The sequence below is a fragment of the Synechococcus elongatus PCC 11801 genome (genome assembly GCF_003846445.2).
Classification (GTDB): domain Bacteria; phylum Cyanobacteriota; class Cyanobacteriia; order Synechococcales; family Synechococcaceae; genus Synechococcus; species Synechococcus elongatus_A.
On the sequence record NZ_CP030139.2, the window covers coordinates 432,796 to 446,281 of the forward strand.

At 56.3% G+C, this 13,486-nt stretch carries 12 protein-coding genes; 4 read left to right on the plus strand and 8 right to left on the minus strand.

The window, feature by feature from the left end; genetic code table 11:
• Nucleotides 1–15 precede the first annotated feature (15 nt).
• From mfd to DOP62_RS02070, 3 genes are all read left to right on the plus strand, one after another.
• Nucleotides 16–3,477, plus strand: coding sequence for a transcription-repair coupling factor (gene mfd, locus DOP62_RS02060; protein WP_370538847.1), 3,462 nt, complete (start codon nucleotides 16–18; stop codon nucleotides 3,475–3,477).
• A gap of 113 nt (nucleotides 3,478–3,590) precedes the next feature.
• Nucleotides 3,591–3,884, plus strand: coding sequence for a hypothetical protein (locus tag DOP62_RS02065; protein ID WP_208672975.1), 294 nt, complete (start codon nucleotides 3,591–3,593; stop codon nucleotides 3,882–3,884).
• Between the two features lie 260 nt (nucleotides 3,885–4,144).
• Nucleotides 4,145–4,540 carry a DUF1622 domain-containing protein gene (locus DOP62_RS02070; RefSeq protein WP_208672974.1) on the plus strand — a complete coding sequence of 132 codons (396 nt, stop codon included), beginning with the start codon at nucleotides 4,145–4,147 and terminating at the stop codon, nucleotides 4,538–4,540.
• Nucleotides 4,541–4,634: 94 nt separating this feature from the next.
• Here the strand turns inward: DOP62_RS02070 and DOP62_RS02075 are convergent, their stop codons facing one another.
• From DOP62_RS02075 to aqpZ, 3 genes are all read right to left on the minus strand, one after another.
• Nucleotides 4,635–5,285 carry an acyltransferase gene (locus DOP62_RS02075; RefSeq protein ID WP_208672971.1) on the minus strand — a complete coding sequence of 217 codons (651 nt, stop codon included), beginning with the start codon at nucleotides 5,283–5,285 and terminating at the stop codon, nucleotides 4,635–4,637.
• A 15-nt stretch (nucleotides 5,286–5,300) separates the two neighbouring features.
• Nucleotides 5,301–6,344 carry a hypothetical protein gene (locus DOP62_RS02080; RefSeq protein ID WP_208672969.1) on the minus strand — a complete coding sequence of 348 codons (1,044 nt, stop codon included), beginning with the start codon at nucleotides 6,342–6,344 and terminating at the stop codon, nucleotides 5,301–5,303.
• 359 nt (nucleotides 6,345–6,703) lie between these two features.
• Nucleotides 6,704–7,456, minus strand: coding sequence for an aquaporin Z (gene aqpZ, locus DOP62_RS02085; protein WP_208672967.1), 753 nt, complete (start codon nucleotides 7,454–7,456; stop codon nucleotides 6,704–6,706).
• A 566-nt stretch (nucleotides 7,457–8,022) separates the two neighbouring features.
• Between aqpZ and DOP62_RS02090 the strand changes: the two genes are divergently transcribed.
• Nucleotides 8,023–8,556, plus strand: coding sequence for a response regulator (locus DOP62_RS02090; RefSeq protein ID WP_208672964.1), 534 nt, complete (start codon nucleotides 8,023–8,025; stop codon nucleotides 8,554–8,556).
• A gap of 54 nt (nucleotides 8,557–8,610) precedes the next feature.
• Here DOP62_RS02090 and DOP62_RS02095 read toward each other — a convergent pair whose 3' ends face one another.
• From DOP62_RS02095 to DOP62_RS02115, 5 genes are read right to left on the minus strand one after another with little or no spacing between them, the layout of a single operon-like run.
• Nucleotides 8,611–10,185, minus strand: a complete 1,575-nt coding sequence (locus DOP62_RS02095; protein WP_208672961.1) for a serine/threonine-protein kinase — start codon at nucleotides 10,183–10,185, stop codon at nucleotides 8,611–8,613.
• Nucleotides 10,182–11,123 (minus strand): RluA family pseudouridine synthase, encoded by a 942-nt coding sequence (locus DOP62_RS02100; RefSeq protein WP_208672959.1) that lies wholly within the window; start codon nucleotides 11,121–11,123, stop codon nucleotides 10,182–10,184. Before DOP62_RS02100 ends, DOP62_RS02095 begins: the two co-directional genes overlap by 4 nt.
• A complete protein-coding gene (locus DOP62_RS02105; protein WP_208672958.1) occupies nucleotides 11,120–12,211 on the minus strand; it encodes an AI-2E family transporter in 1,092 nt (363 codons plus the stop codon). Before DOP62_RS02105 ends, DOP62_RS02100 begins: the two co-directional genes overlap by 4 nt.
• A gap of 6 nt (nucleotides 12,212–12,217) precedes the next feature.
• Nucleotides 12,218–13,081 (minus strand): ribosome biogenesis GTPase YlqF, encoded by an 864-nt coding sequence (gene ylqF, locus DOP62_RS02110; protein ID WP_208672955.1) that lies wholly within the window; start codon nucleotides 13,079–13,081, stop codon nucleotides 12,218–12,220.
• Complete coding sequence (locus DOP62_RS02115; protein ID WP_208672953.1) at nucleotides 13,078–13,458, minus strand: universal stress protein; 381 nt, start codon at nucleotides 13,456–13,458, stop codon at nucleotides 13,078–13,080. Before DOP62_RS02115 ends, ylqF begins: the two co-directional genes overlap by 4 nt.
• Nucleotides 13,459–13,486 lie beyond the last annotated feature (28 nt).

Sequence of the window (13,486 nt, forward strand, 5' to 3'; positions counted from 1 at the left end):
ACCGGTCATCTATCCATGACTTTTTCAGCACTGATTCGCACCTTGGCGCGATCGCCCCTCAGCCAAGATCTGCTGACGAAGTTAGAGAAGCAATCGGGCCTGCGTCTGATTGGAGCCGGTCGCTTAGCGCAGGGGTTGGTGACCTCAGCCCTTGTCCAAGCCCAATCGCGATCGCTGCTGGTGATTTGCGCCACCCTCGAAGAAGCCGGTCGCTGGGCCGCGCAACTGGAAGGCATGGGCTGGCCGACGCTGCACTTTTACCCCACCTCGGAATCCTCACCCTACGAAGCCTTTGACCCCGAGTCCGAGATGGTTTGGGGGCAGTTGCAGGTGCTGGCCGATCTGCTGGAACAGAGTCAGCCTGTGGCGATCGTGGCAACCGAGCGATCGCTGCAACCCCATCTGCCGCCCGTGGAAGTGCTGCGTCCCTTTTGCCAAACGCTGCAGCGGGGTCAGGAGATCAATCTTGGGGAATTGGGCGATCGCCTTGCCCAGTTTGGTTACGAGCGGGTACAGACCGTTGAAGCAGAAGGCCAGTGGAGTCGTCGTGGCGACATCATCGACTTGTTTCCAGTTTCAGCGGAGTTACCGGTTCGACTGGAGTTGTTTGGCGATGAATTGGAGCGCTTGCGGGAATTCGATCCGGCAACCCAGCGATCGCTGGATGAGATCGAAATCCTACGACTGACCCCAACCAGCTATGCGCCGGTGATTGCAGCTGCTTTAGAGGGGCGATCGCTGGATGACTGGCTGACCGAGGCCGAACAGGAAGCCTGGCAAGAAGGGCAACCACCGGAAGGGATGCGCCGCTTTTTAGGGGTGGCCTTCAAACAGCCTGCTTCCCTGCTGGACTATCTACCGGCGGGCACGGTGATTGCGATCGATGAGCCGCTGCAGTGTCGCGCCCATAGCGATCGCTGGCTGGAGCATGTTCAAGATCACTGGCAGGAACAGGAGCAAGTTTGGCCAGCCATTCATCGCGATTTTCAAGCCGCTTGGGAGGAAATCAGCTGCTTTCAGCGGATCGAGCTGTCACAGCTGCAAACCGGCGGCGAGAGTGAGTTGCCCGTGCTCGATCTGGCGGCGCGATCGCTTCCTGTTCTGCCGCATCAGTTCGGCAAGCTGGCGGACTTCATCCGCACTGAGCGCGATCGCCACAGCATTTGGTTGGTCTCTGCTCAGCCCTCGCGGATGGTGGCACTGCTACAAGAACACGACTGCCCGGCGCAGTTTATCCCCAACCCCCGCGACTATCCGGCGATCGATCGCCTTAGTGAAAAACGTTTCCCGATCGCACTCAAGCATTCCAGTCTGGCGGAGCTAGAAGGCTTCAGCCTGCCCACTTTCCGGCTGACCTTGATCACCGATCGCGAATGCTTTGGTCAGCACGTCCTCGCCTCACCGACCTACGTCCGCAAACGGCGACGGGCAGCCTCTAAGCAAGTTGACCTCGATCGCCTCAAGCCCGGCGACTACGTCGTCCACCGAAACCATGGCATCGGTCGCTTTACCAAGCTGGAAAGCCTCAGTCTTGGCGGCGAAATGCGCGAGTATCTGGTGCTGCAATATGCCGATGGTCTGCTGCGAGTTGCCGCCGATCAACTTGGCAGCCTCAGCCGCTATCGCGGTATGGGCGGTGAGCGCCCTGAACTGAGCAGCATGACCAGTAAGGCTTGGGAGAAGACCAAAGCCAAAGCCCGCAAAGCCGTTCGGAAAGTCGCGGTCGATTTGCTCAAGCTCTACGCCCAGCGATCGCAGCAGGAGGGTCATGCCTACCCACCGGATCAGCCTTGGCAGCAAGAGCTGGAAGATTCCTTCCCCTACCAGCCGACAGCGGATCAGCTCAAGGCGGTAGAAGCAGTCAAGCGCGATATGGAAAGTCCGCAACCGATGGATCGCTTAGTCTGCGGGGACGTGGGTTTTGGCAAAACGGAAGTCGCGGTTCGCGCCATCTTTAAGGCAGTGACCGCCGGAAAGCAGGTGGCTTTACTTGCTCCGACAACGATCCTGACCCAGCAGCACTACCACACCCTCAAGGAACGCTTCGCGCCCTATCCAATTCAAATTGGCTTGCTCAACCGCTTCCGAACGGCGAGTGAACGGCAGCAGATTTTGCAGCGCCTCGCGACTGGTGAACTTGATGTCGTGGTTGGCACCCACCAGCTCCTGGGCAAAAACACGCAGTTTCGCGATCTTGGCCTGCTAGTCGTCGATGAAGAGCAGCGCTTTGGCGTTAACCAGAAGGAAAAAATCAAAGCCCTCAAAACCCAGGTCGATGTTCTGACCCTGAGTGCCACACCGATTCCGCGCACGCTCTACATGGCGCTCTCAGGTGTGCGGGAAATGAGCCTGATCACTACCCCGCCCCCTTCCCGTCGCCCGATTAAAACCCACCTAATGCCCTACGACTTGGAGGCGGTGCGGACGGCAATTTCCCAGGAGATCGATCGCGGTGGACAAGTCTTCTATGTCGTCCCTCGTGTCGAAGGAATTGAGGCGATCGCGACTCGCTTGCAGGAAATGTTGCCCAGCTTGCGCCTTGCCGTTGCCCATGGTCAGATGCCAGAAGGCGAATTGGAGGCAACGATGCTGGCCTTCAATAACGGCGAAGCCGACGCGATGATCTGCACCACGATCATCGAGTCTGGCTTGGATATTCCCCGCGTCAACACGATTTTGATCGAAGACGCCCAGCGCTTTGGCCTTTCGCAGCTCTACCAGTTGCGCGGTCGCGTCGGTCGGGCTGGAATTCAAGCCCACGCTTGGCTGTTCTATCCCGGTGAAACGGTGCTCTCCGATCAGGCACGACAACGCTTGCGGGCTATTCAGGAGTTCACACAGCTGGGATCGGGCTATCAGCTCGCCATGCGGGACTTAGAGATTCGTGGCGTTGGCAACCTGCTGGGAGTCGAGCAATCCGGTCAGATGGAGGCGATCGGCTTCGACCTCTACATGGAAATGCTGCAGGAATCGCTGCAGGAAATTCGCGGTCAAGATATTCCCCAGGTTGATGACACCCAGATCGACCTCAATCTCACGGCCTTCATCCCTGCTGACTACATTCCCGACCTCGATGCCAAGATGAGCGCCTATCGGGCTGTAGCCTCGGCGCGTACCCCCGCTGATCTGCTGCAAATCGCAGCGGACTGGAGCGATCGCTATGGCCCGTTGCCCAAAGCGGCTCAGCAATTGCTGCGGGTAATGGAACTCAAGCAAGTGGCAAAATCACTGGGCTTTGCCCGCATTCGCACTGAGTCCAAGCAGCACGTCATTCTAGAAACGCCGATGGAAGCCCCAGCGTGGAAACGCCTGCACGAAAAAATTGCTAGCAATCTTCAGAGCCGTTTTGTCTATGCCTCAGGGCGCGTTACTGTGCGCGGGTTAGGGCTTCAGAGTGCTGAGCAGCAGGTGGAAAATCTGATCACTTGGCTCAGCCCCCTGCAAAGCACCTTGTCAGAATTGGCGATCGCCGCCTAAATTCAGAAACCAAAAAGAGACTTAAGCGTCTGATGTTCTCGGTGGACATGCGGCCAGCTTAGGATTGTTAGTCCGGTCGGTGCTTGTCCGGCCTTTTGCGTCTAGGAAACTCGATGAAACTGCTGCCCATTGTTGCGATCGCCCTTGGATTCGCTACACCTGTTCACGCCAAAGACGAGATCCCAGCAGCAAAACAGGCCAACTTCCTACAGGTCTGCCAAGAAACGGCTAAAACTCGGGGGGCTCCCTCCCAGTTCGCTCGGCCCATCTGTCAGTGCATGCTCAATGAGCTGCGATCCAAAGGGAATGCTTATTTGATCAGCTTGGAAAAAAATCAAAAGCTACAGCAGGATTTTGCGACGCGGGCTTCCCTAAGCTGTATCTCCAGCCTGATTAAAGGACAGTAAAAACACGGATCCTTAGGCCTCGTTTCCCAGTCTTAGGAGTGATCAGCTGGGACACTTGGGAGGCATGGATTGCTGCAGTCCGTTGAGATTAAGGCCGGGCCTAGTGCTTTATGCAGATCCTTTGTTGAGCAATTGCTGCAAATGAAGCGGTAGGCTGCTGACTGCGAGTCTTCAGGCTGATCTCAGCCCTCAACCGTAGACCAGCCAAGCAGAAACATCACTTCCATGCTGCGAAGTGAGTAGCGGGAGAAGCCTGAATCATGGTCGAGCTAGAAGTCTTCGAAAAAGGCCTCCGTATCCTAGCCGAAGGGACTCGCCTCAGCTTAGAAACCCTCTCGGTTCTCTGTGTTTTGGTTGGGTTACTAGCAACCCTGCGCCGCACGAGTATGATGCGACGACAACTCAGGCACAGTAGCGACTTGCCCTTCACCAAAATTCGCTTAGGGTTTGGGGCCTGGCTCTCGTTAGCTCTCGAGTTTCAGCTGGGTGCCGATATTGTGGCAACCACCACCACACCTAACACTGTTAACCTCATTCAGCTTGGCGTGGTAGCTCTGATCCGAACCTTTCTTAATTTTTTCCTGGCTCGGGAAATGGAGATGGAGCACCGAATGGAAACCCAAGCTCGCTCGGCGCAGGATAATACTCCAACTTAGGGAGTGCAAAACAGTGCCAGCGAGAACCCATTAGCAACAGGAACGGAGAGGAAATGTTGAATTCGCAGGTGCAAGGTGCAGCAGGCAGTCGGGATCAAAGGTGATCTGCGATCGCGCTGGGATCTTCTTGGATAGCTCGCCGTCGGAGCAGTCTTGCAGGCGATCCAACGAGGACAGAACCAGTTGGATAAGAACCGTGGGTTAGCGCTTGAGCACCGACAATACTGCCGGCCCCGAGTTGGGTACCGCCCCGAATCACGGCGGCAGTACAAATCCAGCAGTCCGATCCAATTTGAACGGGTTGATTAGAAATAGGTTGATCATCAATCGGGCGCGAGGGGTCATCGTAGCGATGTTCTGTCGGATTGATCACTGCATGGGAAGCAATACGCGTCAGGCGTCCAATCGTCGTGCCACTGTTGGCAAACACGATCGCAAAGGAGTTCACTGAAACATCTCCTTCCAGCACAAGATCACCGGAATAGGCCAATAACTTTGTGCGGGGATAGAGGGTGCAACCTGGACCAATTTTGATGCGGGCTCCTGCTTTCGCCACCAGTTCTACATCGTCGTGAATAATGCAGCCTGGCCCAATCCAAATTCGGTCTTCACCACTGATCTGCAGATGGCGGCCAATGCGAATGGCCTGAATTTGAGGGTAGAGCCAGCGATAGAACCGAGCCCTCCAAGCCGGTTGATGCCAAGACCAGCGGCGATAAAGGCCTCGTAACAGCGATCGCAGCATGCTCCTTCCTCGTGATTAACGGAGCGACAGGAGCGATCGCTCCGCCGCTTGAATGCGTGCCCAGTGTAGTCGAAGGTGGAACCAGCGATGCCAACTGCCGCGATAAGGTTGTAGCGATCGTAGGGAAAAACTTCGGCAGGGCCAATCCAGTAGCAGACGACTGTTGAAGTTGGCCGTCGACAAAGAATAAATCGTGGGTTGCCAGCCACACTGCCGCAGCGCTGCAATCAGAAGCTCGGCTGGATAACCACCCAACGACTCTGGCAATAGCAGCAAGCGATCGCTCCACCCTTGCTGTGCCAGCCAAGTCGTCAGATCCAAGGCCTTGAAACGAGGATGCACTTTGAGGAGGACAGGCCGTGGTGTCATCAGTAGAGGGCGACACCAATCGGTTAAAAGTGCCCAAAAGTCCTCGGGATGCCGCAGCTGGGGCAGGAGGTTGGGTAAAAGCAACATAATCGGATCGAGATCAGTTGGTAGCCTTTGGATAACGGTCTGCCACGCCTCGGCAAAACTTGTGGACTGCCAACAGAACTGTTGATAGTCCTGCCAGAGCTGCCGATAGTCTTGGGGCGCTACCCGATGCCAACGATGGGGCGGATGGTTGTACCAACGGGGTTGATGACTGAGGGCGTAGCGGCGTTGCCGACTCGATCGCGACCGCAGAGCAATTTCTGCCAAGGACTGTAGAACAGCGACCACTTCATCACGCTGCCGGTAGTAAAACCCTAAGCTGTCGCCGCAAATCCAAGTCTCACTTCCCTGACTGAGAAACTGCCGCTGTTTAGCCTGCCACTCAACATTGATCAGCACCCTACCGTACTGCAACTCAGCAGCAGCCTCTGCCGTGAGCCAGCGATCGCCGCGATCGCGCCAAGCCAACCAGGCTTGCAGATGCTGTTCGACCCATTGGCGACGATCAGGTGAGTAGGCTCCGGTCAACACAACGTCTACAGGATCAGTAAGGCTAGCTGCCGATAACGCGGCCAACTGCCCCAGCAGCTGCAAAATACCGCCCGTGACCACGAGTGTCGAAGGCTGCTGGTTAGAGCCCTCCATTAGCCTCCTCCCACAAGAAGCTGCAGTTTCAGTTTGCAACTGTGAGGAATGTTAATTCCTAGAGGCGATCGCGGGTATTTCTCTGGCAAGGTGAATGAATCGTCATGAATAAAAGCAGGAGCAGAGTTGTGAACTGCCTCAATTGAACAGTTAAGCCAACCGATCAGCATCTTACTCTAGCAAGATCATGGGTGAGGCTCTAGTCCGTCTCTATTGATGAATGAGTCTTGCAGACTTGTGATCTCTTACCAATGCCTTTGCTTCACTAAGCGTCTCTATTACCAAAGCAGGATCCGTACGATGAGACATGAGTTCACAGACAACTTCCCATCGCACAGTATCCTCTTTCACGACCCTTGTTATTCTGCTGATTCGCGACTCGAAGGCTCAAACACAGCAAGGTAAAAATAGCCTGCTGCGATCGCGCCAATAATTGGTGCCAACCAGAACAACCAGAGTTGACTGATAATTTCTGTTGATCCAGCAAAGAGTGCAACGCCTGTGCTTCGAGCCGGATTCACAGAAGTATTGGTAACAGGAATACTAATCAGGTGAATCAATGTCAGGCTCCAGCCGATAGGAATTGGTGCAAAGCCTTTTGGGGCGCGGCGATCGGTAGACCCCAAAATCACCAAAAGGAATATAAACGTCATCACCACTTCCGTGATTAAGGCCGCAAGCAGGTTATAGCCTCCCGGCGAATGGGCTCCGAAACCATTGGTAGCTAAGGGATTGCTGCCGCTGAGCGCAAAGCCAGGACGACCGCTTGCGATCAAATAAATGACACCTCCAGCGGCAATAGCCCCCAGCACCTGGGCCACGATGTAGGGCAATAACTCTGAGCCCCGGAATCGCTTACCTGCCCAAAGGCCAAAGGAAACTGCTGGGTTGATGTGACACCCGGAAATGTGACCAATCGCATATGCCATCGTCAGAAGTGTCAACCCAAAAGCGATCGAGACACCGAGAAATCCCAATCCGAAGAAGTTGGCATTCTGATCCGGTTGTGCTGAGTAGGGGAAGGCAGCTGCCAGCACGGCACTGCCACACCCACCCAAAACTAACCAGAACGTTCCTATAAACTCTGCAACGCACCGCTTTGTTAAAGGCATTGTTTACCCTCTAAGCTTTTAAAGCTGCCCCTTAAAATAAAGTTCGCATTTGCGATCGGCAAGACAGCATCAACAAAAATAAAGAATTGACTTTTCCCTGTAGCTGGTGACTGGAGCTGTTCGGGGTCACTCATGCAAAAATAAAAGACTAAAATTAAGGCCTTGTATTTCTCAGTGATTCTCTTCTTAAAAATCTAGGTAAATAGCATAGACCAAAAGCTGTTTTAAATTGAAAAACTATTTGTTATGAAAAGTCATTTTGAGGCTCTCGGGCGATCGCTGACTCACTACATCTCATGAGCCAAAGCGGTTTTGAGCGGGGACGGCTTGAGCCATTTTCTGTTGAATCAGCCTGTTTTAACTGCTGCGAACTGCGATCGCTGACTCGTTGCCTCTCTTGTAAGGAGGCGATTGCTCCGTTGACTCCTCTGTCCACTGAGTTACACCGTTATCTCTCTGCTCCGACCTTACGGCTGTCAACTGCTTGCCGATACCATCCCGACATTCCACAATCAAAGTCATAGACAGGGCTGGAATCCTGCCAAACGGCACAGAGGAGAGAACTGGTGAGCCTAGAGAAGATCCTGATCATTGACGACAGCCGAGTGATTCGGGCCCGGATCCGTGACATGTTGCCTCAGGGAAACTTTGAAGTCCTCGAAGCTCAGGATGGGGCCGAAGGATTGCAACTGATTCGCCAAGTTCATCCCAATCTAGTGTTGATGGACTTTTTGATGCCACGGATGAATGGCTGGGAAGTCCTGCAGCAGCTTCAGCAAGATGCCACACTCTGGGATATCCCGCTGGTGGTGATGTCAGGCCGCAAGGAAGAGGTAACGGAACACGTTACCGAGCCCTTCGAATATTTCGAGTTTGTGGGCAAGCCCTTTGAACGCCACGACTTAGTTGAGGCGATTCGCTCGGCGATGGCTAAAGCACGCCAGCGAGCCTCTAAACCTGCGCCTGCACCTGTGGCAGCCGGAAGCAGCGCTGAGGTGGCTGAGTTGAAGCAGCGCCTCAAGACTGTTGAGGAAGAATTGGCGTCGCTGAAGCGGCAGATGGGACAACTGGTGACGTTCATCAAACAACGGCTTCAGTAGCGAGCCCTGGGCGATCGCTGGTGAATGACTGGCGATCGCCTGATTTAGATCCAGTTAGCGTCGTGGTTCTATTACGCTCAGAAACTGAGACTCGACGACTTTCAAGGTCTCTCCCTCTGGGACGATCGTGAACGCTCGCTGTTCTCGCTGCTGGCTGCCATCCGGCCAGATGTAGCGGTTCTCGCCTACAAGTTCAATGCGATCAAGAGATTGACGAGTGATGCTGAAATTTTCAACCGTCACCTCGCGGAATTGTGCAAAGAACTGCGGATCGAATTGGGCAGCCAGATCGCCAGCAAAATACGTTTGCGCAGTAGACCAATTACGAGCTGCGATCGCACCATAGAGCGATTGAACCGTGGCGATCGCATTGTCAGCGGTCAGCGTAGTCGGAGCTTCCGGCTCGTCGCTGCCTCCAAACCATTGCTCAGCCAAGGCGCCAATGGGATTATTCTTGGCGGCTTCAGCCTCGGCCTTGGCTCGCTCTGCTTCAGCCCTTGCCGCTTCGGCACGACGACGCGCTTCTTGAAGATTGGCTTGCAATTCCTCGAATTGCTGCTGCAGTGCCTGTTGCTTAGCGCGTTCTTGTTCTTGCCAAAACCAGAGACCGGTTGCCAAGCCTGCTCCCGTCAGGCTCAAGACCAGAAAGATCCCAATCCCGAACCACAGACCTCGTCGCGGTTGGGGGCGATTGCTGCGGGGTAGGGGTGGCGGCACAGGTTGCAGTGATCGCGGTTCAGACTTGCGGCGTGGGGGCTTCGCCCGTCGTTCCTGCTTTCTTGGCTGATCTCGAGGGGCGACTACTTGAGTGGCGATCGCTGTGTCTGTGTACAGTGCCGCTTGGACCTCAGCGACTGATCCATAGCGCTGGGCCAACTGAGGCTGGCTGGCCTGTTCCAGAATCCCTCGCAGGCTGGGATCGAGATCGGGCAGGAGTGTTTCCCAGAGAATCAAGCCAGTGCGAGGATCGGTTGGCCAATCGAGTGGATCCTGCCCTGTCAACGCAAAGCCAAGTGTCATGGCCAAGCCGTAGAGGTCGGTTGCAAAGGTGACGCGCCCCATCGCTTGCTCGGGTGCCATATAGCCCGGGGTGCCAATGACCTTCGAGGCGGTACGCAGCTGGGTTGCGCTGGCAGTTTCAATCGCTTGGCGTACCGCACCAAAGTCAATCAGGACGGGCTGACCGTCGGACTCGCGCAGGATGATGTTGTCGGGCTTGATATCCCGATGGATAACGCCTGCCTGGTGGATGGGAGCCAAGATAGCCAAGAGCTGTTCTAGAAGCGATCGCGCTTGTGCGGGGGACCGCCGTCCAACCTGCCGCAAGGTCTGACCGGCGATGTACTCCTGAACGAGGTAGAGTTGCCCCGCCTCTTCAAAATAGGCATAGAGGACCGGCACGCGATCGCAGTGCTGGCCAAGCTGTTCGAGCACTGCGGCTTCACGCTCAAAAGCGGCGAGCACGACGGGCAAAACGCTGTCATCGGCTGGGGCTTTTAGCTGTTTGACCACTACCGATCGCCGGGAGGGCGTCATGGTATCGATCGCCAACCACGTTTCGGCAAACCCTCCCGAAGACAACGCAGATTGCAACTGATAGCGACCGGCTAGCAGTGTTGGGGTTCTCATGGGTGGGGACTCCGGTCGCGCAAAACGCGTAGCAAACGTTGAAATTCAGCAGGGAGGGGTGCTTCGACCGCGATCGCCTCGCCCGTACGGGGATGCTGGAGGCTCAGCCGCCAGGCATGCAGGGCCTGTCCTTGGAGATTAACCCCCAGCGATCGCCCATTGCCGTAGAGCAGATCGCCCACCAGCGGATGACCAATGTGGTGACTATGAACCCGGATTTGATGTGTGCGACCGGTGGCAAGGCGGTAGTGGATCAAGGTGTAGTTACCCAGGCGTTCCTTGACCTGCCAGTGGGTGAGTGCCCAGCGCCCGCCACGCTCGATCGGGACGATAGCCATCCGTTTGCGATCGCGCAGATGCCGGCCAATCGGAGCTTCAACCTGACCACTGTCTTGTCGGGGCGAACCAAAGACAACGCCGAGATACTCCCGCTGTGCAGTTTTCGCTCGAATTTGATCCTGTAGGGATACCAGCGCTGCTTCGGTCTTCGCCACCACCATCGCCCCAGTTGTGTCCTTGTCGAGGCGATGGACAATGCCAGGGCGCTGCTCGCCACCAATTCCAGTCAGGGAGTCACCGCAGTGCGCCAGTAGCGCATGGACCAGTGTGCCGCTGTCGTGCCCAGCCGCAGGATGCACCACCATGCCAGCTGCCTTATTGACGATCAACAAGTCAGCGTCTTCGTAAAGGATGTCGAGGGGAATGGCCTCGGGCGCAAGGGCGATCGCTTCTGTCGGCGGCATTTCCAGTTCGAGGCGATCGCCCAAACGCGGTTGCCAGCGACGCTCATCGCAAATCTGACCATTGACCCGCAATTGACCGGCGGCAATCAACTTCTGGAGCCGTGCCCGCGATAGCTGCGGCCATTGCTGCGCTAGCCAGCGATCGAGCCTTTCAGCCGGGACTTCCGTAATTTCTAGGTGCAGGCGATCGCTCATGGCTGGTTCGCCTCGGGTGGTAGCCCTTGTTTGGCCAAGTCCTTCGGTTGGAGGTAGAGCCGCTCGAGTAAAAGCGCAGCACCGGCAATCCAAGGGGGAGCAATGACAGCCCCAACGATCCCGAGGAGTTGCACACCCCCCAACACTGCCAAGAGCTGATACAGCGGGTGGATCCCCACGGCTGCACCCACTAGCAGTGGATCGAGCACATAGCTTTCCAGATTTTGAATAATGACGAACAACAGCAAAACCCAGAGAAATAACCAAGCGCTATCTCCCTGCGCTAGGGCAACGAACAGAGCCGGAATGGCTCCCAAGAAGGGTCCGAGGAAGGGAATCAGGTTGGTAAAACCGGCGATCGCCCCGAGGCCAATGGCGTAATCGCCCAAGCCGAGAGCCCGTAACCCTAGCGCGATCGCGATGCCCAAGAGCAGCGAAACCAACACTCGTCCGCGAATATAGGCGCCCATGCGCTGGCCCACCGGACCGAGTAGCGCAGCTAGTCGATCGTCCCAAGGGGCGGCAAAGAGCCGTACGAAGCCTCGCCCGAGTGTTTTGCTGTCAGCGACTAAGTAACTGGACAGCAGCAGACCGAGAACAACACTGAAGAAACCACCCACGATGCCGCGCGTAATCCCATAGGACTGGCGGAGTAATTGTTGGGAGGTATTGATCACCCAGCCTGCGACCTCTTGGGGATTGACCAATTGGGGCAAGAGGGGGGAGTCCTGCAGGTCGAGCTGTTCAGCAATGTCAATCGAGAGCAGTTCCACCCGCTCGACTAGGTTGGGCAGTTGCCGCAACAGGGTTTCAATTTGGCTGATTACGAGGGGGCCCACCAGCAAGCTTGCCCCCGTCAAAATAGCTAGCAAGCCGCCATAGGCCACCAGTACCCCCAGCCAGCGTGGGAAGCGCCACGCCTCGAGCTGATTGACGATCGGCGCAATCGACGCTGCCAGCACGATCGCACTCATCAAGATTAAAATCAGCCCCCGCAACTGCCAGAGCATGAGCAGTGCAAGCGCTAGCCCCACGATCAGCAGTAGGCTGTCGGTCGTCAGGGAAATGCGGCGATCGCTCTCACTCATAGGAGATCAGGCCGTTGGAGGAAGTTCAAGGGCGATCGGGCCAAGGCTGCCGCGACGAAAATCATTGAGTAGCATCAGCGCAGTTCGTTCGCGATCGCCCTGACAGCGATGGTCCGCTAATGCCGCTAGGTAAGCCTCTCCGCTATCTTCCACCGATAGCCCATAGCGATCGAAGAAGAGGGTTGGGGTCACGCCACTGAGGGGCTGCGCTTCCAAGGCTTGCAGGCAATCGACTAGGGCCGCTGCCACCCGTTGATTGTCGTAGGCTGCTTCGCCGATGTCATCGCAAAGCGCCAGCTTGAGCGCCGCAGTCTGATCATCGAGCCGACTTGGTAAAACGCCAGGGGCATCCAGTAAATCCAAATGCTCACTGACCCGTACCCAGCGCAGCGATCGCGTCACCCCTGCGCGACGGGCACTTTCAACCACCTTTTTTTTGACCAAGCGATTGATCAGGGCCGACTTGCCGACATTGGGAAAGCCAATCACGACAGCCCGAACAGCTCGGGGCAGCATCCCCCGCTGCTTGCGGCGAGCATTCATGGCTGCTCCTGCTGCCTGTGCTGCTTGCGAGAGCTGCGCCACTCCGGTTCCAGCTTGGGCATCGGTTAACAAGACGCGATCGCCCTGCCCCCGAAACCAGTCAATCCAGGCCTGCCGTGCGGCAGCAGGGATCATGTCCAAGCGGTTGAGGATTAATAGCCGCTCGCGACTCCCCAGCCAGCTTTTTAGGCGCGGGTGATCGGTCGCCAGAGGAATCCGGGCATCCCGTACTTCCAAGACCACATCGACCCGTTTTAATTGCTCCTGCAGCTGACGTTCAGCCTTGGCAATATGGCCGGGATACCACTGGATTTGCGGAGCACTCATGGCACAACTAGCACGGGACAGGGAGCCAAATTGATGACTCGGTTGGTGACACTTTCGGCTGCCCCTTCCGGCGTGAGGCCAATGCCTCGACAGCCCATCACAATCAGACTAGCGCCGACTTCATCGGCCACATCACAGATGGCAAAAGGGGGATTGCCTTGGCGCTCGACGATCTCGGGGATGATGCCCTGAGATTCAAACAGCGATCGCCCTTTGTCGAGGAGCTCTGCCCCAGCTGCCGCTGACTCGGCATCATCGGCCACCACTGACAGCAATACCAGGCGACTGTTGTATTGCTGCACTAACTCCAGCACTAACTGGGATGGCTCCCAAGCTTCACGGCTGCGATCGACGGGAAACAGTATGGTCTCAAACATGATGGCTCCCTGAACCCAGATCAGGCCC